Consider the following 25305-nt stretch of genomic DNA (forward strand, 5'->3'; position numbering starts at 1 on the left):
GACCAAGAGAGTAGTGCGTACGGAAGCGAGGCACCGATACCCGAAAGCAACCGTTATGACTGTTTCATTCAGTCACTCTTCGTGGCCGGAGGAACGTGAATCGCCAGCACCGTGACGTCATCATCCTGCTCATACCCCGACAGCATCCGATCCACAAGGAAATCCAGCAACATATGCGGACTTCCCACGACTTCGGGCGGCGCTTCGGTCACAACAGAGCAAAGTTCGGCAAGTCCGGCATCCAGCCCACGCTTCCGGTTCTCCACCAGACCATCCGAATAAAGGACAGCGGTGTGCCCCGGTGGGACGCAGAACCGGAACTGCCTGCGGCTCGTCGGCCAGCCGAGCGGGGTGCCCGGCTCGCCGTCGCACAGCAGCGGCATGCCCTGCGGTGAGACCAGCAGGGGCGGCGGGTGACCGGCCAGCGCCAGCGTGCCCTCTCCCGTGCCGGGTTCGACGACCATGTAGGCGAGGGTGGTGACCTGCTCTTCCTCCTCTGTGGCCTCGAAGACCCGGTCCAGGCCGGTGAGGACCGCCGCGGGCGGCGGGTTGGTCAGTGCCAGGGCCCGCATGGCGTTGCGGATGCGGCCCATGCCGGCCGCGGCCTTGACGCCCTTGCCCATGACGTCGCCGACCACCGCGGCGACCCGGCCGTCCTGCAGGACGAACGCGTCGTACCAGTCTCCGCCGACCTGCACGTGGCGGCTGCCCGAACGGAAGCGCTGGGCCAGCACCAGGCCGCGCACCACCGGCAGGCGATCGGGCAGGAGGCTGCGCTGGAGCGTCTCGGCGGTGCGGTGCTCGCGCTCGAACAGGGTGGCGCGCTCCACGGCCAGGGCGCACTGCCCGGCGAGCGCCTCCAGGAACACGCCGTCTTCCTGGGAGATCTTCTGCGGGCGGGTGAAGGAGAACCTCAGCGCGCCGAGCGCGCGTCCCGCGGCCAGCAGCGGCAGGCCCACCCAGGCCCGCTCGTCGCTGTGGTCGATGAAACCGGTGACGGCCTCGTCGTCGCCCCCGGCGTCCATGAGCTGGGAGCGCAGGCTGTCGGGCGATTCGGCGAAGACCGGACGGCGGCTGTTGACCGCCATGGTCATCACGCTGGAGTGCGACAGCGGGATCTCCTCGCCGGGCGCACCGGGAACATCGGGGATGCCGCCGCTGTTGACCAGCTTCAGCGCGGCCCGCTCGACGTCGAGCAGGGCCACCGCCGAGCGGTCGGCCGCCAGTGCCGTACGGCCCACGTCGATGATGACCTGGACGACCTGCTCGACGGTGAGCGCCTCGGCGAGCTGCGCCGTGGCGCCCTGCAGCCGCGCCGTACGCAGGGCGGCCGCGCCGAGCTGGTCGGTGAGCCGGCCGCGCATCTCCTCGGCCTCACGCTGGGGGGTGACGTCGGTGTTGGCGCCCACCCACTCGACCACCCGGCCGTGGCGGATGATCGGGACCGCGCGCACCTCGAAGTGGCGGTAACCGCTGGCCCGGGTGCGGACCCGGTAGTTCCACTCGAACATGGTCCGGCCGCGCAGCGCCTCGCGCCAGGCCTCCTCCGCGTGCGGCCGGTCGTCGGGATGGACGGCCTCCAGCCAGCCATGGGCGAGGTATTCCTCCAGGCCCTGGCCGGTGATGGCGCGCCACTGCGGCGCGTCCTCCACCACGGCCCCGGTCGGGGCGGTGATCCACACGAGCTGGGACTGGGCCTCGACCAGCGAGCGGTAGCGCTCCTCGCTGCGCCGCAGGTCCTCCTCGACCTGCCTGCTCTCGGTGATGTCCACGCCGACCAGGCAGACCGCGCGGAGCTCGCTCTTGTCGTCGTGGATCGGGGAGAACGTCAGCGACCAGTGACGGGTCTGCCCGTCGGCGGTGCGCACCCGGATCCGCTGGTCCGCCTCGGCCCCGGTCCCTTCGACGACGCCGCGGACCGACCCCTCCACCAGCGCGGTGAGGTCGGCGGAGAGCAGCTCGCCCGGGGCCCGGCCGACCAGGCGCTCGACGGGGAGACCGACCACGTCGGCGAAGACCTCGTCGACCCGCTGGAAGCGGCCGTCGGGGTCGAAGAACGCGAAGGCGAACGGCGACTGCGACAACAGGCCCTGCAACAGGCCGGGGTCTGAGATGTCCACACCCGACTCCCGGGGACGGGGCACGGAGGTTTCGGCGCTCATGGTCGGCACCTCCGTCGCGTGCCAGGGTCTCCCACGAGGCACATCTCCAAACTTGCGAATTGGCGTAGCGCAGCTCCGGGGGACCGGATCCTGCAGTACATCATCGGCGATGGGTGCGTGCGGACGGAAGCCCTGCCCGTGATGCGGTCAGCGCATCCCGCGAACCTCCCGGGTCCGAAGACCGGGATCCCCACGCTAACGCGCCGGCTCCCCGGCATGGGCGCCGTCCGACCGGCATTCCGCCGATCCCGAATGGTGGTGCCGTCTCCCACCGCGTCCGCCCCCCTCCGGGGGCCGCAGCGGCAGCCGCACCGCGGTGCGATCGGCCCGGTTCCGGACTCTTCCGACTGCTTCGCGTCCTCACCCCCGCCGACCTGCGCCGACCTGGGCTTGACGCCGCTCCCACTGCCCTCCCGGAACGCCGGCGTGATCATCGCCGACGCCTTCGAACGTATGCGGCCAGGACCCTAGCAGGATCAAGCCGGACCGTCCCGACAACTGCCCACCTCGCCTCCGTCAGCGTCCCAAGCAAGATCAGGCTACTGACTCGTTGGCGATTTGGCTGCCCCTTCGGGGACACTCGTTTACTCCCGGGTCGACAAATCGAGTCAGGGTTGGGGTCAGCTTCGCATGTCACCCATCCAAGGGTTGACACTCACGGGATAAGTTGTGGAATGAAAACGCACGTCCCCGCCGTCCATCCGGGGTGATGCCCCCCGGAAACCCGGAGGAATGCGACGCCCATGCCCGCTCTCGCGATCCGCTTCACCGGCGGCACAACGACGTTCCACGACCCGGTGAGCGCCCGTCTGACCGCCGAGTTCCTCACCGTCCCGCTCGGCACCGTGGCACGGTGCGTGGCCGACGTACGGGCCTGCGCCGAGCATCTGGGGGTCGACGCGACGCCCGAGGTGATCGAACGTGTCGCCCGCGAGCATCTGCTCGCCCTCGTGAACTCCGCGCCGCCACCGCGAAGTCCCCGGTAACATCGGGATCACCGGGCCGTGTTCCACGCACCGTTTGGCCCGGGAATGCGAGAAGGTTGGGACGTGAGCGAGCGAAGCGAGCGAGCCAATCAGCGCGGCGGCACTGGGCTCATACGGCCGACGGAGGAGGCTGCTTGAGCCGGCGACACCGTCGAGATCCCCGAGAGAGCCAGTCCCCGGACGAGGTGTTCTCCGAGATGTTGCTGGCCGCTCGCGAGCTGCTGGCCGTACGCAGTCCGCTGGACGCCGAGCTCATGGTCTCCGACATGGTCGGAGCCTGGTGGGGGCGGCGCCTGCGGCGCGGGGACGCCGAGCAGGTCCTCGGCGAGGGGCTGGTCGACTACGCGGCCAAGGCGGGGTCGCCGGCCGCGCTGACCCTGCTGATCGCCCTGGCCTATCTCGGTACGGCCCGCCAGGCGGCCAAGGCCGAGGGCGCGGCGCTGGCGCTCATCGAGCGCGACGTGGCCAGACCCCGCTGGGCCGACCGGCTGGGCGCGGTCAAGCCGACCGGGTGCTTCGTCTCCCGCGACGCCTACGGCGACCAGGACACCGTGGTGTGCACCTTCGCCTACCGGGGCGCCGACAGCGGCGAGGACCGGCACGCGCTGGTCGTGATCGTCGACTACAACATGCGGGGGATCGCCCGCGACGCCTGGGTCTCCTCACACGTGGAGAAGCTCCTGGAGCAGGCCGCGGCCGAGGCCGAGGCCAACCCGATGCTCAGGTTCGAGGAGATCGAGCCGCAGCAGGCCAGAGCGCTGCTCGAATCCGCCATGAAGGCCACCGTGGAGTACGGCCACCGCAGGACGACCGCGCCGGTCAGCGACAGCTACAGCGCCTACCACGCCTTCGCCCGGTCCCGGATCAAGGCGCTGCCGCCCGGCCGCAAGCGCCCGGCGCCGCTGCACAGCGAGGCTCCCTACAGCCGTGACCGCCGGGCGATGCTGGCCGCGGAGTTCCTCTCCTCGGACGCGGCCGAGCACCTGTCGGACCCCTCGGCGGCCTCGCGCTGCGCCGACCACATCATCGACTACGGCTGCGACCAGGATTTCGGCCGCCCGCTGCGGGTAAGCCCGACCAAGTGCGAGACGTTCCTGCTCGACTGGCTGCCGCGCAAGGTCCTGCTCAGCCCGGCCGAGCAGGAGGCCGTGCCGTACGTGCTGGGGGCCTGGGCGCGCTTCGCCGCGCGCCGGACCGGGCTGGCGGACGAGGGCCTGCGCGCCACGCTCGACAGGATCTGGGAGACGACGGCCAGGTTCGCCGAGACCTACCGCGATCCGACGACCTTCGGCCTCGACCAGGGCCTGCTGGACCGGCTGCTGCCGGACGGCGACCTGTCGGCGCTGGCCCGGCGGGTGTTCGCGTTCCCGTTCCTGCAGGGCACACACGGCGAGGTCAAGCTCGACCTGCTGAACCCGGCCGACGAGACCGACCGGCGGGTGCTGCTGGGCATCGACCACGGGGGCGAGCTCAACCGGCCGGACTACGACGAGCACCTCGCCTGGCACGAGGAGATCGCCGGCCGGCTCTGGGAGGGCGACCCTCCGCAGCTCTGGGAGGCCGCCCAGCGGCTGCTGGATCTCGGCCACGACCGGCACGACGTGCTGCACGTGCTGATCGAGATCGCCGAGCGGATCGGCGACGACCCCGAGGAGCTGGCCATCGCCCTCGACGACATCGCTGACATTCCCGACGAGCCTCCGGTGTAGGTGAGCCATGGTGATCGACCTCAACGCCGACCTCGGTGAGGGCTTCGGTATCTGGCGGCTGGGCGACGACATGGCCCTGCTCGACGTGGTGACCAGCGCGAACATCGCCTGCGGGTTCCATGCGGGCGACCCGCTGACCATCCGCCGCACCTGCGCGGCCGCGGTGGACCGGGGGGTGATGATCGGCGCCCAGGTGTCCTACCGGGACCTGGCCGGATTCGGGCGGCGCGAGATGGAGGTGGATCCGGAGGAGCTCTGCGCCGAGGTGCTCTACCAGCTCGCGGCGGTGGACGGGATCGCCAGGGCGATGGGCGGCCGGGTCTCCTACGTCAAGCCGCACGGCGCGCTCTACAACCGGATCTGCCGCGACCCCGAGCAGGCCGACGCGGTCGTGGAGGCCGTGGCCGACTACGACCGCGACCTGCCGCTGCTCACCCTGCCCGGTTCGGCCGTCCACGAGATCGCCGCCAGGGAGGGCGTCGCCACCGTCACGGAGGCCTTCGCCGACCGCGCCTACACCCCCGCCGGGACCCTGCTCCCCCGGCGCTCCCCCGGCGCGGTGCTGCACGACCCCGCCGCGGTCGCGGCCCGGGCCGTGCGCATGGCGACCGCCCGCACGGTGACCGCGGTGGACGGCTCCCAGGTCCCGGTGGACGCGCGCTCGATCTGCGTGCACGGCGACACCCCGGACGCCGTGCTGCTGGCGCGGGCCGTCCGCGACGGCCTGATCGCCGCCGGGGTGACCCTGAAGGCCTTCACTTGACGTCCCGGATCCGCCGGGCCGGAGAAGACTCTCTGCTGGTGGAGACCGGGTCGCTGGAGGCCTCCCACCGGCTGGACGCCCTCCTGCGGGCCGACCGCCCGGCCGGGGTGGTCGAGATCGTGCCCGGCCCGGAGACCGTCCTGGTCACCGCGCCGGGCGCCGACCTGTCCGGGCTCCGTTCCCTGCTCTCCCACCTGCTGGACACGGCACGCGACGCGGGCGCCGGCGCCTCCATGGCCGGAAGGTCCGTGACGGTCCCGGTGGTCTACGACGGCGCCGACCTGGCCGACGTGGCCGCCCTGAGCGGGCTGTCCGCCGAGGAGGTGGTCGAGCGGCACACCCGGCGGGAGCTCGTGGTGGGCTGGCTCGGCTTCGCGCCGGGGTTCGCCTACCTCACCGGGCTGGACCCGGCGCTGCACGTGCCCCGGTTGCCCACCCCCCGGACCGCGGTGCCCGCCGGCGCGGTGGCGGTCGCCGGTCCCTACTCGGCGGTCTACCCCTCGGCCTCGCCGGGAGGCTGGCGGCTGCTCGGGCGCTCCCTCATGGCGGTGTGGGACGTGACCGCCGACCCGCCCGCCGTCCTGACGCCGGGCACGCGGGTGCGTTTCCGGGCGGTCGCGGGATGACCTGTCCTCCGCTCCGGGACGTCCCGTGATCGAGGTGCTCGTGCCGGGGCCGTACGCCACCGTGCAGGATCTCGGCCGGCCCGGCTACGGCCATCTCGGCGTCCCCCGGTCCGGCGCCGCCGACGCGCCGAGCCTGCGGCTGGCCAACCGCCTGGTCGGCAATCCGGAGGGTGCCGCCGGGATCGAGCTGACCTTCGGCGGGGCCTGCCTGCGGTTCACCTCCGGAGCCTGGGCCGCCGTCACCGGAGCCCCCTGCCCCGTCGAGCTCCGGACCGCCGGACCCCCGGCCACCGGGCTTCCGGCCACCGGGCTTCCGGATACCGGGCTTCCGGATACCGGGCTCCGGACCGGTGAGCTGCCGGGCACCGGGCTTCCGAGCACCGAGCTCCGGACCGGCGAGCTGCCGAGCACCGGGTTCCGGACCGGCGAGCTGCCGAGCACCGGGCTTCCGGGCGGCGCGGGGCGGGAGGGCCTCCCGCCAGGCGGGCCGGGGCCTCGGACCAGGGCCGTGGGACCGTACGCGCCCGTCTGGGTCCCGGCGGGAGGCGAGCTCCGGGTCGGGACGCCGCCGGTCGGCCTGCGGACCTATGTCGCGGTCCGGGGCGGTCTCGACACGCCCCTCGTCATGGGAAGCCGCTCGACCGACTCGCTCTCCGGCCTCGGCCCTCCCCCGCTCCGCCCCGGCACCGTCCTGCCCGTCGGCCCGACCGGCGCGCTGTCGGCCATCAACGTGGACGCGGCGCCGCCCACCGCGGCCCCGCCGGAGGTCCTGCGGATCCTGCCGGGCCCCCGCGACGACTGGTTCGTCCCCGGCGCGCTGGCGGCCCTGTGCGCCGGGCCGTACCGGGTGAGCCAGGACAGCAACCGGGTCGGCGTGCGGCTGGAGGGCGCCCGCCTGGAGCGCGTCCACGACGGGGAGCTGCCCAGTGAGGGCATGGTCGCCGGAGCTCTCCAGGTGCCGCCGGACGGCCTGCCGATCGTGTTTCTCGCCGACCATCCGCCGACGGGCGGCTACCCGGTCATCGCCGTCCTCGTCTCGGCGGACCTCGCCGGAGCCGCGCAGCTCCGCCCCGGGGACCGGGTCCGCTTCCGTCTCGGCCGGGGGCCCGGGGCGTCGCTCTAGGGCAGGAGCGCGGCGACCCGCCGGGCCTCGGCGGCCAGGGCGTCGGCGGGGACGTCTTCCAGGAGGTCGAAGGCGAGCTCGCCGTTCTTCGCCTCCCAGACCCCTGCCACCCTGCCCCGGTGGACCACGACGGGGGAGATCCAGCCGGCGGCCCGGCTCACCCTGGGCCTGGCCTCCTTGGGCAGGAGCGGTTCGAGGTCGCGGGGGGCGGCGAGGATGTACTGGTCGAAGCCGGGCAGCAGATGGACCCTGGTGGAGGGCGTGGTCGCGACCAGGTCGTCGAGGTGCTCGGCGAGCAGGACCATCGGCCGGCCTTCCACCTCGACCTCCGCCAGCTCGGGGGCGAGGTCGCGGAACCAGCCGCGCAGCATGGCCTTGCGGGCGGCGCCCCGGTAGAGCCAGGCGTCGAAGGTCTCCGGTGTGCCGGGGCCGTGAGCGCCGAGGAAGGACCGGACCAGGCGCATGCCGCCCTCCTCCGCCGGCAGCGGCTCGGCCGGCCAGCCGGGCACCCAGTCGCGGGGGCTGACGAAGGTCACGCGGCCGTCGCGCGGCGGGCCGTAGCAGAGCTCGCCGAGGAAGCTCAGCGGCTTGAGCAGGGCGCCCCAGCCGGAGGTGAGCGCCTCCTTCAGATGGGCGTCGCCGGTGACCTCGATCACCCCCTCCACCAGCTCCTCCCGGGTGAGGGTACGGCCGTCGAGCGCCTTGGGGACCGCGTCGAGGATGGCGGCGACCTCGGCGGCGGTGACGCCGTGACCGCGCTGCCAGGACCCCTTGTCCCAGTTTCGGAAGGCGCCCAGGACCGCGGTGTAGGAGGGCAGCTCGTCGGCGGGGACCAGGTGCAGGGTGCCGCGCGCCGTCCAGGTCTTGACCAGGGTGCGGTCCTGCCACAGGGCGCCGTCGATCTCGCCGGGACGCGGGTCCGAGTGCCGTACGGCCACCGCCAGCTCCGCCGAGGAGGCCACCTGGGCCTGGACCCCGGTGAGCCGCCGGACGACAGACACCGCGTCAGGGCCGGTCGCCGGATCGACGAACTGGCGCTTCAACCGCCATGCGAGCACCTGGGGCCAGGTCACTGAGATCGTCATGGACTATCTCCTACACCACCGCTCCGACAGAAGCCGTGCCCTCCCCGAGCGGCGAGGGCGTCAGCCCGTGAAGCCGATGTCCTGGTACCTCAGGTCGTAGAAGCCGCGGGCGCCGTAGTTGGCGAGGGTGTTCTTGACCGCGACGTTCTGCGGGCGCTGGTAGAGGGTCACCACGTTGACCGCCTCCCAGATCAGCTTGTCCGCGGCGTTGGTGTCGGCGATGGCCTGGGCGCCGTCGAGGTCGGCGGTCGCCTTGTCCATGGCGGCGTCGATCTGCGGGGAGCCGATGCGGCCGAGGTTGGCGTTCCACTGCGGCCGGCCCTTGGAGTCCTTGGTGGCGTCGGCGTACTGGCCGTAGCCGCTGGAGACGGGGAAGGGTGTGCCGACGTAGGCGAAGGCGGTGATGTCGTAGTTGCCGGGGATGATGTATCTGGTGAAGTAGTCGTCGCTGGGCACCGCGTGGAGGGTGACCTTGACGCCGACCTGGGCCAGCATGCTCTGGGTGATCTCGGCTTCGGACTTGGTGAGCTGCAGGCCTGAGGGCATCACGAAACGCAGGGTCAGCTCCCTGCCGTCCTTCTTGCGGGTCTGGCCCTCCAGCCTCCAGCCGGCGGCGTCCAGCAGCTGCCTGGCCCTGTCGACGTTGTAGACGCCGACCTCGCCCGCGTTGTCCTGGTAGCCCTCCTGGGTGTTCATGAAGAAGTGGTTGTTCAGCAGGACGATCGGCCAGTCCAGGCCCTGCAGGTCGGACTGGGCGATGGCCTGGCGGTTGATGGCCATCGCGACGGCCCGGCGGACGTTGACGTCGGAGAGCACGGCGCTCTCGCCGTTCATCGTGATGTGCCGGAAGTCGGGGCCGGCCGCCTGCCGCACGATGGCGCCCTGGGTGCTCTTGGCCCGCGCGTAGTCGGGCGCGGAGGGGCCGACGTCGAAGGTGTCGAGCTCGCCGTTGCTGAAGGCGCCGACCAGCGCGTCGCTCTCCAGCGCCCGGTAGATGATCTGGTCCAGCTTGGCCCTGTCCCCCCACCAGGCGTCGTCCCTGACGATGGTGACGGTCTTGGCCGTCTGGTCGAACGAGACGAACTTGAACGGGCCCGCGGTCACCGGGATCTTGTTCAGCCATCCGTTGTTGAACCCGTCGGGGGTGGCGTTGGTCCCCTTGGGGTAGAGCGGCCCGAACAGCGACTGCCAGTCGCCGAAGGGCTTGGCGAAGGTGATGACGACCTCGTGGTCGTCCTTGCCCTTCGCCACGCTCTCGATGTCCTGGTAGCCGGTGGTGCCCGCGACGCGGTAGTCGCCGTTCCTACCGTTCATCGCCTGCCACTGGGCCTTGTAGTCCTCCCAGGTGATCGGCTTGCCGTCGGACCACCGGGCGCTCCGGTTGAGGGTCAGCCTGACGACCTGCTTGGGCTTGCGGGCCGTGATCTCCCCCTCCGACAGGTAGTCGGTGTTCGCCGAGATCTCCCCCTTCTCGTTGGAGCGGAAGGCGGAGGGCATGAGCGCGTCGATGACCTTCTTGACCATCGCCAGGTTGCCGTCGACGTGGTTGAGGTTCCAGTTGGTCGGATACTCGTTGAGCCCCCAGCGGAGCAGTCCTCCGTCGCGGACCCTGTCCCGGGGGACCGGGTTGATGTCGTAGGCCTTGACCGCCGAGGCGGACCCGGTTGACGACTCCTCTCCCGTGCCGCTCCGGCCGCCTCCGCCGCTCCCGCCCTGGCTGCCGCAGCCGGCCAGCGCCAACGAGCCGGCCACGCTCAGGGCGGCGGCGAACGCGCCCACGCGCCGGATTGATATCACGGTTCCTCCTGGGTCATACGACGTCGAGCTTCTCTGCGAAGTGACATGAGACGCCGTGGTCCTCCCCGAGCCGGCGGACCTGGGGCTCCTCGTCGACGCACCGCGCCTGGTCGGTCTCGTCGAGGGTCTTGAACTTGGGACAGCGGGTGCGGAAGCGGCAGCCGGAGGGGGGGCTGGCCGGGCTGGGCAGGTCGCCTTCGAGCAGGATGCGTCTCCTGGAACGTTCCTTTCCGGGGTCGGGCAGCGGGATCGCCGACAGCAGCGCCTGGGTGTAGGGGTGCATCGGGGCGTCGTAGACCTGGCCGACCTGGCCGATCTCGGCGATCTTGCCGAGATACATGACCGCGACCCGGTCGGCGATGTGCCTGACCACGGCCAGGTCGTGCGCCACGAACAGGTAGGACAGGCCCAGCCGGTTCTTGAGGTCCTCCAGCAGGTTGATCACGCCTGCCTGGATGGACACGTCGAGCGCCGAGACCGGCTCGTCCAGCACGAGCAGCCTGGGCTCCAGCGCGAGTGCCCGGGCGATGCCGATGCGCTGGCGCTGGCCGCCGGAGAAGTCCTGCGGGTAGCGGGCGGCATGGGCGGCGTCGAGGCCGACCAGGCGGATCAGCTCCCTGATCCTCGGCCCCGGGTCCCGGATCCCGTGCGTGCGCAGCGGCTCGGCGATGATGTCGTAGACGGTCATCCTCGGGTCCAGCGAGGCCAGCGGGTCCTGGAAGACGACCTGCATGTCCCGGCGGATCGCCATCCGCTCGCGGGCGGTCAGTCTGGCCGTGTCGTGTCCCAGCACCGCGATCGTGCCGTGCTGCGGCCTGGTCAGCTGCAGGATCTCCATCAGCGTGGTCGTCTTGCCGCAGCCCGACTCGCCGACCAGGCCGAGCGTCTCCATCCTGCGGATGTCGAAGCTGATGCCGTCCACCGCGTGGACGGTGCCGACCCGCCGCCTGAAGAGCGCCCCCTTCATCAGGGGGTGGTGCTTGGTCAGGTCCTTCACCTCCAGGACCACGTCGCGTTCGTCGCGCGGCAGCCGTACCGGCCGCAGGTGGACGGGGGGCGTCTCCGGCCCTTGCTCGTCCGGGCCGCCGGTCCCGGCGTGGTAGACCTGGGCGGGCGACCAGCCCTCGGCCTCGATCTCGCCCGCGCGGACGCACGCGGCCAGATGGCCGGGCGAGCCCACCGGCTCCAGCGCCGGCTCCGCCTCGGCGCAGGCAGGGACGGCTATCGGGCAGCGGGGTTCGAAGGGGCAGCCGGGTGGCAGCGCCGACGGCGACGGCGGGTTCCCCTCGATCGGGACGAGCGGTTGCCCGCCGCCCCGGTCCAGTCGCGGGACGGAGGCGAGCAGGCCCATGGTGTACGGCATGCGCACGCGGTAGTAGACGTCGTCCACCGAGCCGACCTCGACGGGCCGCCCGGCGTACATGACCAGGACCCGGTCGACGGACCCGGCCACCACCCCCAGGTCGTGGGTGATCAGGACGATCGCCGCGCCGGTCTCCCGCTGCGCCCTCTTCAGCACCTCCAGCACCTGGGCCTGGATGGTGACGTCGAGCGCGGTGGTCGGCTCGTCGCAGAGGATCACGTCGGGGTCGTTGGCGATCGCCATCGCGATCACCGCGCGCTGGCGCATGCCGCCGGAGAACTCGTGCGGGAACGCCTTGGCGCGCTGCGCGGCGTTGGGGATGCCGACCAGGTCGAGCAGCTCGACGGCCCGTCTCGCGGCCTGCTGCCCGGTGACCTTCTGGTGGATCCGCACGGCCTCCGCGATCTGGTCGCCCACCCGGTAGACCGGGGTGAGCGCGGAGAGCGGGTCCTGGAAGACCATCGAGATCGTCTTGCCCCGGAATGCGGTGAGCGTCTTCTCCGTCGCCCCGAGGATCTCCTGGCCCCGCAGCCGGACCGAGCCGGTGACGTGGGCGTGCGGCGGGAGCAGGCCCATCACCGCCAGCGAGGTGACCGACTTGCCGGACCCCGACTCGCCGACGATGCCGAGCACCTCGCCCGGGCGGACCGCGTAGCTCACCCCCCGGACGGCGCGCACCGCGTCAGGGCCGGACCCGAAGGTGACATCGAGGTCGGTCACCTCGAGGACCGGGTCGGCCAGGTCTGCCCGGCCGTTCGTGCCTGGCCGGGCTCCCGTGCCCGCCTGGCGTTCGTCACACTCTCTCATTGTCCCGCTCTCTTCGCGGTGGGGTCGAAGGCGTCGCGCAGGGAGTCACCGACGAGGTTCACCGCGAGCACGGTGACGATCAGCAGGCCGGCGCAGAACCAGAACGTCCACGGGGCGTAGACGGCCGTCTTGGCGCCGTCGGCGATGAGGCTGCCCAGCGAGACGTCGGGCGGCTGGATGCCGAAGCCGAAGTAGGACAGGGAGGTCTCGGTGAGGATCGCGGCGCTGACGTTCAGCGTGGCGTCCACGGCCAGCAGCGAGGACATGTTCGGGATGACGTGCCGGAAGATGATCCTCACCGGCGACACGCCCATGAACCTGGCGGCCTGGATGAACTCACGCTCCTTCAGCGAGATGGTCATGCTCCGGACGATCTTCGAGGTGACCATCCAGAGGAACAGCGCCAGGACGAGCACGAACAGCGGCCACTGGCCCTCGGCGAAGAGGGGCGACATGATCGCCAGGATCAGGAAGGCCGGGAGCACCAGCATCAGGTCGGTGATCCAGGTCAGCGACCTGTCGGCCCAGCCCATGAAGTATCCGGCGAAGGCGCCGACCACGGCCGCCAGCGTGGTGCCGATCACCGCCGCGAGCAGGCCCACGATCAGCGACTTCTGCATGCCGCGCAGCGTGACCGCGTAGACGTCGGCGCCGGTCTGCAGGGTGCCCCACCAGTGTTCGGCGGAGGGCGGCTGCAGGAAGGCCATGAAGTCCTTGTCGGTGTAGGTCCACCTGCCGAGGTAGGGGCCGGCGAAGGCCAGCAGGAACATCAGCGCCAGCAGCGCGAACCCGATCCGTCCCTGGACCGAGCGCGAGAAGCGGCCGGCCACCACCCGGAGCCGCGAAGGCGCCTTGATCCTGTCGATGCCCGCCCGCTGCTCGGCGAGTTCCTCGTCGGAGATGGTCATCTTCTCGCTCACCCCACCCGGACCCGGGGATCGAGGACGGCATGGAGGACATCGGAGGCCAGGGAGGCCGCCAGGACCGCGAAGGCCGCGAAGCAGCTGATCGCGGCGACGGTGTTGACGTCGTTGGTGGAGATGGAGTTGACGAGCTGCTCGCCCATGCCGTGCCAGCCGAAGATCTTCTCGGTGAAGGTGGTGCCGACCAGCAGCGAGCCGAAGGTGAAGGCGAAGTAGGTGACCGCCGGGATCAGCGCGGTGCGCAACGCGTGCCTGGTCAGCGCGGTACGGCGGCGCAACCCCTTGGCCATGGCCGTACGGATGAAGTCGGCGCCGAGCACGTCGAGCATCATGTTGCGCTGGTAGCGGCTGTAGACGGCGATCAGCCCCAGCGAGAGTGACAGGGTGGGCAGGATCAGGTGCTGGAGCCGGTCCGCCGCCTGGGTGGCGAAGCCTCCCTGCAGCCCGGGGGTGGCCTCGCCGCTGACCAGGAAGACCTGCGCGCCGACCAGCCCGTTGAACCAGACCCCGGCGATGATCAGGATGTTGGCCAGCACGACCGTGGGGACCGCGAGGACGACGAAGGAGGCGCCGGTCGACAGCCGGTCGAACACGCCGTACTGCTTGACCGCCGCGTAGGCGCCGACGAACACGCCGGTGACGCTGCCCAGGATCAGCCCTATGGTGATCAGGCGCAGGGTGACACCGGCCCGCCGCCCCAGGTCCTCGCCGACCGAGCCGCCGGCCACCGTCTTGCCGAAGTCTCCGTGGACGACGCCGCCCGCCCAGGTCAGATAGCGGTCGAACAGCGGCGTCCTGTCGTTCAGGTTGAGCTCGGTGAGGCGCGCGTCGATGACCGCCTGCGGGATCGGCGGGTTGCGGCCCTCGTAGTTGGACCGGGGATCGAGCGCGCCGGCCGCCAGCATGTAGGCCAGGCTCGTGGCAACGACGATCAGCACCAGGTAGTTGAGCAGCCGGCGCAGAAGGAATCCCGCCATCGCCTCCCCTTCCGCGGTCCCTGCTGTCGGTGGCCATCCTGCTACATGTTGCGTCCACTCAACTACAGAGAGTTCTCAATCGGGGGTGCGATCTCAGTCAAGGGCCGTGTTCGCCGCCCGCGCGTCATGAGCGCGCGGGCGCCGCACGGCGGGTCCGTCCACAACGGCCCGCAGGTCACCGCGCGACGGGCCTGTCCACGACGGCCCGCCGGGCATCACCGTCCGGCGGAGCCGTCCGACGACCGCTCCCGGGACGCCCCGGGCGCCGTCCGGCGACGGCACGTGGGTCACCGTCCGGCGAGCTCGTCCACGGCGGCGCGCAGGTCGGCACTGGTGATCGTGGTCAGGTCAGCGGCGCTGGCGGTGCCGCCGCCCAGGGCGGCCAGACGCACGTCGCGGCGCATCGCGGCACGCTCGAACAGCGAGCGGGCGAACCGGCCGTTGCCGAGGCCGTCGATCAGGCCCTCGTCGCAGACCCAGGTGAAGACCTCGGCCAGGTCCCGGCGGGCGGCCTCGTCGAACCGGTCACCCGACCTCTCGGCGAGCAGCTCGGCGATCTCGGCGAGCTCACCCGACTGGTAGGAGGGGAACTGCACGCGCTGGCTGAACCTGCTGGCCAGGCCGGGGTTGGTCGCCAGGAACCCGTCCATCTCGCGCTCGTATCCGGCCAGGATGATCACCAGCCGGTCTCGGTCGTCCTCGGCCCGCTTGAGCAGCGTCTGCACGGCCTCGGCGCCGAAGGCGTCACCCCCGGCGTAGCCGGTGTTGATCAGGCTGTAGGCCTCGTCGACGAACAGCACCCCGCCCAGCGCCCGGTCCACCAGCTCGTTGGTCTTGATCGCGGTGGCGCCGAGATGCTGGCCGACCAGATCGGCACGCTGGGCCTCCACCACGTCGGGCTGGGCGAGCAGCCCCAGCGCGGCGAAGATGCGGCCCAGGATGCGGGCCACCGTGGTCTTGCCGGTGCCCGGCGGCCCGGCGAAGACGAAGTGCCGCATCTGCACCGGGGTCGGCAGTCCTCGCTCCTGGCGCATCCTGGCCACCCTGAGCTGCGCGGTGATCGCGTGCACCTGCCTCTTGACCGGCTCCAGACCGGCCATCCGGTCCAGGTCGGCGAGCGCCTCCTCCAGGCTGGGCGTGGCCTGGTAGCCCCGGAAGCGGGCGGTGAGCTCGTCGAAGGCCTTGGCGACGTCGTGCGCGGAGGTGGTCACCAGGTCCTCGGTGGTGGGCGAGCCGCCCGCGCCCACCACCCGCACGTCCCGGGCCTGGGCCGCGGCCTCCACGAGGCTGCGCACGAACCGGGCGTTGCCCAGCTCGTCGACGATCGTGCGCCGGTGCACGTCCTCGAAGCGGGCGAGCAGCGCGGGCCCGGCGTCCCCGGCCATCCGGTCGCCGCGCCGCCGCTGCAGCAGCTCGGTGATCTGGAGCAGCTCCTCCGGCGCGTAGCTGGGGAAGCGGACCCGGCTGGCGAACCGGCTGGACAGGCCGGGGTTGGAGGACAGGAAGGAGGCCATCTCCTTCTCGTAGCCGGCCAGGATGATGACCAGGCGGTCGCGGTCGTCCTCGGCCCGCTTGAGCAGCGTCTGCACGGCCTCGGCGCCGAAGCGGTCGGGCTGGCCGTCGCCCGAGTTGATCAGGCTGTAGGCCTCGTCGACGAACAGCACCCCGCCCAGCGCCCGGTCCACCAGCTCGTTGGTCTTGATCGCGGTGGCGCCGAGGAACTCCCCGACGAGGTCGGCACGCTGGGCCTCCACCACGTAGGGGGTCTCCAGCAGGCCGAACGCGTAGAAGATCTTCGCCACGGTCCTGGCCACGCTGGTCTTGCCGGTGCCCGGGGGGCCGACGAACACGAAGTGGCGCATCGGCGGCTCGGTGGAGTATCCGGCCTCCTTGCGGAGCCGGGACGCCTCGATCGAGGCGGCGATGGAGCGCACCTGCTCCTTCACCGGAGCCAGGCCGATCATGCTGTCGAGCTCGCCGAGGGCCTCCTCCACCGAGATCGGCGGCGGCGCGGCCTGCTCGCCGGACGCGGAGACCGGCTGCCCGCCCTCGCGGACCCGGAGCCGGGCCGGCTGCTCGGTCCCCGTCAACGCGGCCCTGGCCTGGCGGGCCTGGACGAAGCGGTAGACCAGCACCGCGGCGGCCACGCCGTACGCGGCCCACAGGGCGGCGCCCGGCGACACCGCGGCGAGCGCGAGGGCCACCACCGCGGCCGGGACCAGGGCCATGAGCGTGGTCAGCCACGGAGGGACCCAGCGGATGAGGTGCGCGAGCCCCGCCACCGGGACGGCCAGGAACGTCAGCGCCGCCGAGGAGGGCGACTGCGTGCCGTACAGGCTCTGGAAGACCGGCAGGAGCAGCACCCAGGCGGCCACCACGACGAGGGTGGCGGCGGCCCGGGGGAAGCGCAGCGTCAGCGCGGCGAAAGCGAGCAGGGTGAGCGTGACGAGGAACGCGTTGAGCGGCGACCAGCCCATGCCCAGCGCCAGCCCGACCGCCCCGATGAGCAGCGCGGCGTAGATCAGCCTGCGCAGGAACGGTGAGAGCCGGAAATAACCCAGCCTGATCTGTTCGAACACATCCCGTGCCGCCGCGCGCCCCGCCGGCCGGGCCCTGTCGGGTTCCCGCATCACGCCTCCCCGGTCCGACCCCGGTTATACCGCACCGAGAAGAGGTTTGCGCATGCCTGAGCAACGCGCCACGCCGCCGCACGACACGATCATATAAAGGGATGAGGACGGATGAACCCTACGATCCGGGCGTCAAATTCCGGCCACGTGTCCCGCCACGGGAAACACCCCCTCCCTCCGCCGCGCTCCCGCGCCTCTCCGGGCCGTCCGGTCCGGCGCTCCGGCGGCTGGACGGGCGGCGCCGGGCGGCGGGGCAGGCGGCGGAGGGCGGCGGCGCGCCCGTACGGCCCGCGCCGGCGACCGCCGGGCGCCGGCCAGGGGAATGTCACCGGCCGGGAAGGACACCGGCGGCCGGACGAGGCGCGTCGCGGGCTCCCCTCCTTCCCCGCCGCTCAGCCGGGGCGGACGCGGCCCTGGTGGCGGCCGGGATACTCGCCGACCATGACGTGTTTGGGGGTGATCCGGAGCACGGCGGCCTCGGTGTCGCCGATCGCGATGCCGCGCACCTCGGCCCAGAAGCGGCGGTCCAGCGGGTCGGCCACGAACACCGCCACCCTCGGGTCGTGTTCGGCCGCCCTCCACGCGTCGTCGGCGGCGATCAGGCGGAGCTCGCCGCCCGGGCCGACCGAGCTGACCGAGCCGACGGCCAGCGCGCGCGGCCCGGTCGGGTCGGCGTAGGCGAGCACCACCCCCCGGGCGTAGGTGAAGGCCCGGCGCACCTCCCCGCTGAGCCCCACCGGAGGCCCGGCGTCACCCGGCAGGCGGGGGCCACAGCTCTCGCACATGACCAGGGAGGCCCGCCAGGGCCCCGGCGCGCCCTGCCACCAGGCCCGCGCCGACCGCGTGGCGGACACCGCCACCAGCGCGGCCAGCATCCCTGTCCCGGCCCGCAGGGACCAGGCGCCCACCGTCCCGGGAAGCCCCAGCGCAGGCCCGGCCGCCGCCACGCCGAGCGCCAGGGACGCGGCCACCAGCAGGGCCAGCGCCACCTTGAGCAGCCGGTCCGTGACGAGCACCTGGCGGAGGCAGGGGGCCAGCCCTCCCCTGGCGTGCGCCCAGCCGAGCGCGAGCGGGACGGCCGGCGCGGCGAAGGCCCACCCCGGCTCGTCCAGGAACAGGGCGGCCCCCGCGATCACGGCCAGCACCGACCACGCGCGGCCCGCCACCAGCCAGAGGGTCACGTCGATGTCCCGCCGGGCCGTACGGTCCTCGTGGACCGCGGCGAACTCGGCCAGCGCCCTGACCGGCCGGCCCCGCCACGCCTCGACCATCGCGCGCAGGGCGATCACGGCCACGCCGTTGAGGAGGACCAGCCCGGCGAGGGCCGCCCACAGGCCGTCCGCCGGCTCCGTCACCGGATCGAAGACGAGCGGGGGAGCCGTCCGGGGAAGGGTGGCGATCGCCGCCACATAGGCGGCGACGGCGATCAAGGTGATCGAGACGGACATGCCGAGCCACAGGTCACGGGTGAGCATGCCGGGGATGTAGGGCCAGAGCCTGACCCGGTGGGCCTGCCTGAGCGTGATCGCCAGAACGGCGGCCGGCACCACCGCGCCGCCGAGCCTTGCCTCGGTGACCAGGCCGGGGCCGAAGGCCACCGCGGCGACCACGGCGAGCGATACGGCCAGCAGGACGCGGACCTGCCGCGACCACGCCTCCATGGCCCGCCGGGCCCGGCCGGTCTCGCGGGGGTCGACCGGCCAGGCGGGATCGTGATGGCCCCGGGGGCGCTCCCAGCGCAGGAAGGCCAGGCCGAGGTTGATCCTGGCGCCGGGGTGGCCGTCCAGGCGGCGCAGCGCGTCGCGGTAGGCGGTCCCGGCGCGGCGGTGCTCACCGCGCAGCAGCGCGAGGTCGCCGAGGAGAACGTGCGGATCGGGCTCCTCGGGTGCGTAGCGGACGGCCCTGGCCGCCTGGACCCACGACTCCCGCCAGCGTCCCGGCACCCGGCGCAGGGCCGCGCCGAGGCGCAGTCGCGCGGCCCAGGACCCGGGCGCCAGCCGTACGGCCTCCTCGGCGGCGGCCACGGCCTCCGCGTCGCGGCCGAGCCGTTCGAAGGCGAGGCTGGCGAGGCGGTAGCCCCAGTCGGCCCCGGATTCGGCCAGGGGGTCACGCTCCACCGCCTGGCGCGCGGCGTCCAGCGCGGCCTCCGGCTCGTCACGGCTCAGGCAGGCGGCGGCCACGGCGCACCATTCGCGCGGATTATCGGGGTCCAGCGGGGACGGGGCCTGAGCGGAGTCCTGCCCGCCGGGACCGCTCACCACGACGGCTCATGGACCTTGCACTGACTCCCCACGATCGCCATGGTCCGTGCGGGATCACTGTTTGCCTAGATGGCGGATATATGCCTGTATCTCTCTAGAGAGGTCGCGCCCATCCCCAGGCGATGCGCATACCGACGTGAACCGATCGTCCGATCGGTCTCATCCGGTGCCCGACTTCGCCTAAGCTGCGACGCATGTTCGTCCAGGTAGGCAACCCCTGAGCGGCCCATGATCACCATGGGGGCCGTGGCCGGGGCCACGCGAGACGGAAGCGATCCGCGGGCGCGCGGGGCCGGCCGCTGGTCGGTCCTGATACTTCTCTGCTTCAGCCTCCTGCTGATCGCGGTGGACGCCACCGTCCTGCACATCGCGGTCCCGGCGCTGACCGCCGCGCTGGAACCGAGCTCGGTGCAACTGCTGTGGATCATCGACGTCTACTCGCTGGTGGTCGCGCCGCTGCTGCTGACCTTCGGCACGCTCGGCGACCGCTACGGGCGGAAACGCCTGGTGCTCGCCGGATACCTGGTGTTCGGCGCCGCCTCCGCGGCGGCGGCGTTCGCGCCGACCCCGCTCACGCTCATCGCCGCGCGGGCGTTCCTCGGCGTCGGCGGCGCGATGATCATGCCTGCCACGCTCTCCATCATCCGGCAGGTCTTCACCGACCGGCGGGAGCGCGCGATCGCGCTGGGCGTGTGGAGCGCGGTGGCGGCGGCCGGAGCCGCGATCGGGCCGCTCATCGGCGGCCTGCTCGTCGAGCACTTCTGGTGGGGCGCCGTCTTCCTGATCAACGTGCCGATCCTGCTGGTGCTGCTGCCCTCGGCCGCCAGGATCCTGCCCGAGTCACGCCGGCGCGCCTCGCAACCGTGGGACGCGCCCAGCGCGCTGCTGTCGGTGCTCGGCATCCTCGCACTGGCCTTCGGCCTGAAGGAGGCGGGATCGGGCCATCCGGGCGGGGTGGCGGCTTTCCTGTGCGGAGCCGGGCTGCTGGTCTGGTTCGTGCGCAGGCAACGGCGGCTGCCCTTCCCGCTGCTCGACCTCGGCCTGTTCCGGCGGCGGGCGTTCTCCGTCGGGGTGGCGGCCGTGCTGCTGACGGTCTTCGCGCTGGTCGGGCTGGAGCTGATGCTCGCCCAGTATCTGCAGCTCGTGCTCGGTGACAGCCCGCTCGGAGCCGCGGTCCGCATGCTGCCGCTGATGATCGCCTCCGTCGCGGGCGGCCTCGCCGGCGCGCAGCTGCTGCGCCGGGTCGGGCTGCGCGCCACGATGAGCGGTGGGCTCGCGCTGACCACCCTGTCCCTGCTCCCCCCGCTGGGCTGGGGGACCGAGCCGCATCCGCTGGTGCTCGCGCTCTGCTTCATCGGCATCGGCTTCGGCATCCAGGTCACCCTGCTGGCCGCGTCCGACACGATCATGTCGTCCGCCTCGGAGTCGCGGGCGGGCGGCGCCGCCGCGATCGAGGAGACCGCCTACGAGCTGGGCGCCGGCCTCGGGGTGGCGATCCTCGGCACAGTCACCACCATCATCTACGCGCCCTCGCTGGCCCCGGTCTCCGGCGTCTCCCCCGAGCTGATGACCCTGGCCCGCCAGTCGCTCGCCGCCGCGGCGCACGCGGCCCAGGAGATCGGCGGCGCCACCGGGATCGCACTGCTGGACGCCGCCCGGGTCGCCTTCGTCTCCGGGCTGCACACCACGATCATGGTGAGCGTGCTCCTGCTGGGCGTGACCGCGGTCTCGGTGGCGCTCCTGGTCCCCCGCCGATCCGCTGACCAGGGCGACTGCGACTGACGGGTTTGGACGGGCTCCGCGCGGTCATCTATGGGCAGGAACGGTGAATCTGACCAGAATGAGGAACCGTGCGACGAACCCTCCACGATCTCGCCGCCCTGGCCGCCAGGTTGGGGGTGGGCGGCATCTTCTTCGCCAACGGCTGGCACAAGCTGGAGGCGGGGCTGACCGCCACCGGCGACCAGTTCGCGACCCTGGGCGCCCCCGCCCCCGGCGCCTGGGCCGCCACCACGATGCTCATGGAACTCATCGGCGGAGCCCTGCTCGTGTTCGGGCTCGCCGTACCGGCCTGCGGGCTGCTGCTGTTCGCCGAGGCCGTCGCCGTGTTCATCGTGGCCAGCGGGGAGCAGGGCCTGCCGCTGACCGGCGGCGACGTCAACCTGATCGTGGCGCTCGGCGCGGCCTCGATCCTTCTCGCGGTCGGCGGCGCGGGCCGGCTGTCGGTCGACCACATGGTGGTGATCAAGCGGCGTGAGGCCGAGGCCGCCGAGGACTTCGCGGCCGAGGCCGAGGCCGACGACGTCATCGCCGCGCTGCGCGAGCCGGAGGCCTCCGGCCCCGCCCCGGACGGGCCCGCCCAGGCCTCGCCCGCGGGAGGGCGGGCCGCTCAGGCGGAGCGGCCGGTCCGGGCCGGGCAGCCGGTTCAGGCGGAGCGGCCGGGGCAGGCCGGGCAGCCGGTTCAGGCGGAGCGGCCGGGGCAGGCCGGCCGGGCGGACAGGGCCCCCCGGACGGGCAGGCCGGGCCAGGATCCCCGGGGTGACGGCTCCGAGACCGGCAGGGACACCGCGGAGTTCCCCGCCGTCCAGCCCCGGGCCCGCCGCCGGAGTACGGCGAGCGAGCCGGAGACCGCCTCCCCGCCCGGTAAAAGCGCCGACACCCTGGTGGCCGGGGAGAAGGAGGAGTCAGCCGGGGAGTGAGCGGTCCGGCTCACCGCGCTGGCCGTGCCGGCGGCCGCGGTGATCGCGCCGGAGCAGCGGCCGGTCGCCCACCGAACCCCTGGTCCTCCCCGTCCTCCCCGCCCGCCTGCACGGCCGGAGGCGGGGGGAGAGCGTCGGCGCGGTCCTGGGCGTCCAGGACATCGTCTCCGTGGTCGAAGGCCCATTCCCCGAAGGCCCCGATCAGCGGCACCAGGCTGTGGCCCAGATCCGTGAGCCCGTACTCGACCCGGGGCGGCGCCTCGGAGTAGGCCCGGCGGGAGACGAGACCGTTGTACTCCAGCCTCCGGAGGGTCTCGGTGAGCACCTTCGTGCTGATCCCCCCGATGTGCTCGCGCAGTTCGCCGGGCCGGCGCGGGCCGGTGCGCAGCGCCCAGACGACGACGGCGTTCCAGGTGTTGCCGATCAGATCGAAGGCGAGGCGGGCGCGGCAGTCGGCGAGGAACACGTCGGGTCCTCCAGTATCGCTGAGGCGTTACGCACCGAATGGTGCCTGATGAGCTTTCTACATTCGTCCTACATCAGCCAAATGACAGGAGGACGGATGCATATCGGCATCCTTGGCGCGGGCCGCATGGCGGACGCGCTCGGAACGCAGTGGGTCCGCGCGGGACACGAACTGACGCTCAGCGGCCGGGACCCGGTGAAGGTCGCCGCCCTCGCGGAACGGCTCGGCCCCGCCGCGCGCGCGGGCACCTGGATCGAGGCCGCGACGTCCGGCGAGGTGGTGCTGCTGGCCGTACGCGACTACGCGGTGGCCGAGGTCCTGGCGGCGGCCGGCGCGGCCGACGGGACACTGCGCGGGCGGGTGCTGATCGACTGCACCAACCCGGTCGTGCCGGGGCGGTTCACCCTCGCGACGGAGGGTGGGCCCTCGATGGCGGAGCGGGTGGCCGAGGCAGCCGCCGGCTCCCGGGTCGTCAAGGCCTTCAACCTGTGCCACGAGGACGTCTGGCGGATGACGCCCCCTGTCTTCGACGGTGTTCCCCTGTCCGTACCGCTGTGCGGAGACGACCCGGATGCACTCGCGACCGTGCGTTCGCTGGTCGAGGACCTGGGGTGCGGAGCGGTCGAGGCCGGCGGGCTGGAACGCGCCGGGCTGCTGGAGGCGACGGCGGCGTTCATGATCGGCCTGTGGTTCAGGGGCGCGGACGCTCAGGCCGTGCTGCCGCCGCTGAGGTTCGCGTCCGGCAGCCCGGACAGGGCGAACGCGTGACGCCCAGGTGACGATCGACAGGAAGTCAGCAAGGAATATGTCCGGTTAGCCGGATAGTTGAGCCGGGGCGGCATATCGGCGCCGGTGCCGCTCTCGGACCTCCGCGATCGCACCGGGCCCATGCCGCCTTCCGGTTGCCTCCCGGAGGACGGCGATTCACGGGCCGCACGGAGTACGGCTCGCCGAATTTCCGACAAGAAAGTAGATAGCATTATTTCCTGACACTGCCGACATTCTGCAGCGAGATTAAAATTCCCCATGTGCTTACATGGGCCCGGGGAGTTGCACGCCGTCAACCCGCTACTCGCAGGCGGATCACGCGTTGATGGATCTTGATCCTCTGTTCACCGTCGTTTTCTGGTCGTCCGCCCTCTCCTGGGTACGGATTTCGCTGGTGAAGCCATTCGGCGGGGAGAAATTCGCCCAACGGACATTCTGGGCACATTTGGATGCGACTGCTATTTATTCCGTGATTTCCCTAATCGCGGAGCGCATCCGGCCCGCCGTTCGTTCACCGGGCAATTTTTCGATCATGACGTGCAGAATTGAGACAAGAGTGGCACAGCAATCAAAAGTCCTCCTCGGTACCCGGCTGCTTGCTGTCGCGGTCGCGATGGCGGCTGCTCACGCCGGCGCCGTGGCCGGCGCGACGACCGCAGCCGGCGCGACAACCGCGCTGGCCGACGACCCCACGACGGTTTACGCCTGTGTGAAGGCCATCGGGTCGACCAAGGGAAGACCCCGCATCCTCGGCACCGGGACCACCACGTGCTACTTCGATGAGACACGGATCCTGTGGAACATCGAAGGTCCCGAGGGCGCCGCCGGACCACGGGGGCTCACGGGCCCCACCGGGCCACGCGGACCCAAGGGCGACACCGGGGCACAGGGCCCCAAGGGCGACACCGGACCCCAAGGACCGCAAGGTCGCCAGGGGCCGCAGGGCGCCGACGGCCCACGCGGCGCCAAGGGCGACACCGGAGAGCAGGGAAGGCCGGGCGTTCCGGGCCCCGCCGGGCCGCAGGGTGAGCCGGGCAGACGCGGCGACACCGGGGCACAGGGCCCCAAGGGCGACACCGGACCCCAAGGACCGCAGGGCCGCCAGGGGCCGCAGGGCGCCGACGGCTCACGCGGCGACACCGGGCCTCAGGGACCCAAGGGCGACGCCGGGCCCCAGGGACCGCAGGGCAACCAGGGTCCGCGGGGCCCCGAAGGACCACGCGGACCCAAGGGCGACACCGGCGACGCCGGCCCCCAGGGCCCGCAGGGCGAGACCGGCGCGACCGGCGCGACCGGACCGCAGGGCCTGCCCGGAGACACCGGACCTCAGGGCCCGCAGGGCGACACGGGACCGCAGGGACCCCAGGGCGACACCGGCGAACAGGGCCCCCAGGGCCCGCAGGGCGACGCCGGCGAACAAGGACCCCGAGGCGACACCGGCGATACCGGACCTCAGGGCGAGCAGGGCCCGCAGGGCCTGCCCGGAGACACCGGCCTCCAGGGCCCGCAGGGCGACACGGGACCGCAAGGTCCCAGAGGCGACACCGGCGAGCAAGGCCCTCAAGGCCCGCAGGGCGACACCGGCGAACAAGGACCCCGAGGCGACACGGGTCCGCAAGGTCCCAAGGGCGACACCGGCGACACCGGCGCACAGGGCCCGCAGGGCGACACCGGCGAACAAGGACCCCGAGGCGACACCGGCGACACCGGTCCCCGGGGCGAGACGGGCCCCCAGGGCGAGCAGGGCCCGCAGGGCGACACCGGACCCCAAGGCGAAGCCGGACCGCAGGGCGACACCGGACCGCAGGGCGACACCGGACCCCAAGGTGAGCAGGGCCCGCAGGGCGACACCGGACCGCAGGGCGACACCGGACCGCAGGGCCCGCAGGGTGAGACCGGTGCACAGGGTGAGACCGGTGCACAGGGCCCGCAAGGCGAGACCGGACCGCAAGGTGAGCAGGGCCCGCAGGGCGACACCGGACCGCAGGGCCCGCAGGGTGAGACCGGTGCACAGGGTGAGACCGGTGCACAGGGCCCGCAAGGCGAGACCGGACCGCAAGGTGAGCAGGGCCCGCAGGGCGACACCGGACCGCAGGGCCCGCAGGGTGAGACCGGTGCACAGGGTGAGACCGGTGCACAGGGTGAGACCGGTGCACAGGG

At 72.5% G+C, this 25305-nt stretch carries 18 protein-coding genes; 8 read left to right on the plus strand and 10 right to left on the minus strand.

The features are described 5' to 3' along the window. Positions 1 to 68: 68 nt before the first annotated feature. A complete protein-coding gene (locus CA984_RS05585) occupies positions 69 to 2162 on the minus strand; it encodes a SpoIIE family protein phosphatase (protein ID WP_086568874.1) in 2094 nt (697 codons plus the stop codon). Positions 2163 to 2905: 743 nt separating this feature from the next. Here CA984_RS05585 and CA984_RS05590 point away from each other — a divergent pair. From CA984_RS05590 to CA984_RS05610, 5 genes are all read left to right on the plus strand, one after another. Continuing rightward, on the plus strand, positions 2906 to 3148 hold the full coding sequence (locus CA984_RS05590) for a hypothetical protein (RefSeq protein ID WP_086568876.1): 243 nt from the start codon (positions 2906 to 2908) through the stop codon (positions 3146 to 3148). A gap of 197 nt (positions 3149 to 3345) precedes the next feature. After that, the gene (locus CA984_RS05595; RefSeq protein WP_242675758.1) at positions 3346 to 4857 is read left to right on the plus strand and encodes a hypothetical protein; all 1512 of its coding nucleotides are present in this window, start codon (positions 3346 to 3348) and stop codon (positions 4855 to 4857) included. A 7-nt stretch (positions 4858 to 4864) separates the two neighbouring features. Beyond that, entirely contained in the window at positions 4865 to 5620 is a 756-nt protein-coding gene (locus CA984_RS05600; protein WP_086568880.1) for a LamB/YcsF family protein, read from the plus strand. Beyond that, complete coding sequence (locus tag CA984_RS05605; protein ID WP_086568882.1) at positions 5617 to 6246, plus strand: 5-oxoprolinase subunit B family protein; 630 nt, start codon at positions 5617 to 5619, stop codon at positions 6244 to 6246. Before CA984_RS05600 ends, CA984_RS05605 begins: the two co-directional genes overlap by 4 nt. Positions 6247 to 6271: 25 nt before the next feature. Next, positions 6272 to 7369, plus strand: coding sequence for a 5-oxoprolinase subunit C family protein (locus CA984_RS05610; RefSeq protein ID WP_242675754.1), 1098 nt, complete (start codon positions 6272 to 6274; stop codon positions 7367 to 7369). On the opposite strand, the gene CA984_RS05615 is transcribed toward CA984_RS05610, so the two are convergent. From CA984_RS05615 to CA984_RS05645, 7 genes are all read right to left on the minus strand, one after another. Continuing rightward, entirely contained in the window at positions 7366 to 8454 is a 1089-nt protein-coding gene (locus tag CA984_RS05615; protein ID WP_086568884.1) for a winged helix DNA-binding domain-containing protein, read from the minus strand. The two genes, CA984_RS05610 and CA984_RS05615, sit on opposite strands and share 4 nt — an antisense overlap. A 60-nt stretch (positions 8455 to 8514) precedes the next feature. Next, positions 8515 to 10251 (minus strand): ABC transporter family substrate-binding protein, encoded by a 1737-nt coding sequence (locus CA984_RS05620; protein WP_086568886.1) that lies wholly within the window; start codon positions 10249 to 10251, stop codon positions 8515 to 8517. A gap of 13 nt (positions 10252 to 10264) precedes the next feature. Continuing rightward, positions 10265 to 12421, minus strand: coding sequence for a dipeptide ABC transporter ATP-binding protein (locus CA984_RS05625; protein ID WP_242675755.1), 2157 nt, complete (start codon positions 12419 to 12421; stop codon positions 10265 to 10267). Beyond that, positions 12418 to 13329 carry an ABC transporter permease gene (locus CA984_RS05630; protein ID WP_086568888.1) on the minus strand — a complete coding sequence of 304 codons (912 nt, stop codon included), beginning with the start codon at positions 13327 to 13329 and terminating at the stop codon, positions 12418 to 12420. Before CA984_RS05630 ends, CA984_RS05625 begins: the two co-directional genes overlap by 4 nt. Positions 13330 to 13337: 8 nt before the next feature. Further along, a complete protein-coding gene (locus CA984_RS05635) occupies positions 13338 to 14321 on the minus strand; it encodes an ABC transporter permease (RefSeq protein WP_086568889.1) in 984 nt (327 codons plus the stop codon). A 287-nt stretch (positions 14322 to 14608) separates the two neighbouring features. Next, positions 14609 to 16951 carry an AAA family ATPase gene (locus tag CA984_RS05640; protein WP_086568891.1) on the minus strand — a complete coding sequence of 781 codons (2343 nt, stop codon included), beginning with the start codon at positions 16949 to 16951 and terminating at the stop codon, positions 14609 to 14611. A gap of 392 nt (positions 16952 to 17343) precedes the next feature. Next, positions 17344 to 19212, minus strand: coding sequence for a tetratricopeptide repeat protein (locus tag CA984_RS05645; protein WP_086568893.1), 1869 nt, complete (start codon positions 19210 to 19212; stop codon positions 17344 to 17346). 228 nt (positions 19213 to 19440) lie between these two features. Here CA984_RS05645 and CA984_RS05650 point away from each other — a divergent pair, with 228 nt between their 5' ends. Together CA984_RS05650 and CA984_RS05655 are read left to right on the plus strand one after the other, a co-directional pair. After that, positions 19441 to 20994, plus strand: a complete 1554-nt coding sequence (locus CA984_RS05650) for an MFS transporter (RefSeq protein WP_086568895.1) — start codon at positions 19441 to 19443, stop codon at positions 20992 to 20994. Between the two features lie 68 nt (positions 20995 to 21062). Next, the gene (locus tag CA984_RS05655; RefSeq protein ID WP_086568897.1) at positions 21063 to 21911 is read left to right on the plus strand and encodes a DoxX family protein; all 849 of its coding nucleotides are present in this window, start codon (positions 21063 to 21065) and stop codon (positions 21909 to 21911) included. Between the two features lie 10 nt (positions 21912 to 21921). Here the strand turns inward: CA984_RS05655 and CA984_RS05660 are convergent, their stop codons facing one another. Further along, positions 21922 to 22377 (minus strand): winged helix-turn-helix transcriptional regulator, encoded by a 456-nt coding sequence (locus CA984_RS05660; protein WP_086568899.1) that lies wholly within the window; start codon positions 22375 to 22377, stop codon positions 21922 to 21924. A gap of 81 nt (positions 22378 to 22458) precedes the next feature. Here CA984_RS05660 and CA984_RS05665 point away from each other — a divergent pair, with 81 nt between their 5' ends. Then, positions 22459 to 23145 (plus strand): NADPH-dependent F420 reductase, encoded by a 687-nt coding sequence (locus tag CA984_RS05665; protein ID WP_423229282.1) that lies wholly within the window; start codon positions 22459 to 22461, stop codon positions 23143 to 23145. Between the two features lie 1126 nt (positions 23146 to 24271). Here CA984_RS05665 and CA984_RS47720 read toward each other — a convergent pair. Beyond that, positions 24272 to 25305: hypothetical protein (locus CA984_RS47720; RefSeq protein WP_242675756.1), on the minus strand; the 1034-nt coding region annotated here is incomplete at its 5' end.

Origin of the sequence: Streptosporangium minutum, assembly GCF_002149035.1 — a bacterium.
In the GTDB taxonomy this organism is placed as follows: domain Bacteria; phylum Actinomycetota; class Actinomycetes; order Streptosporangiales; family Streptosporangiaceae; genus Streptosporangium; species Streptosporangium minutum.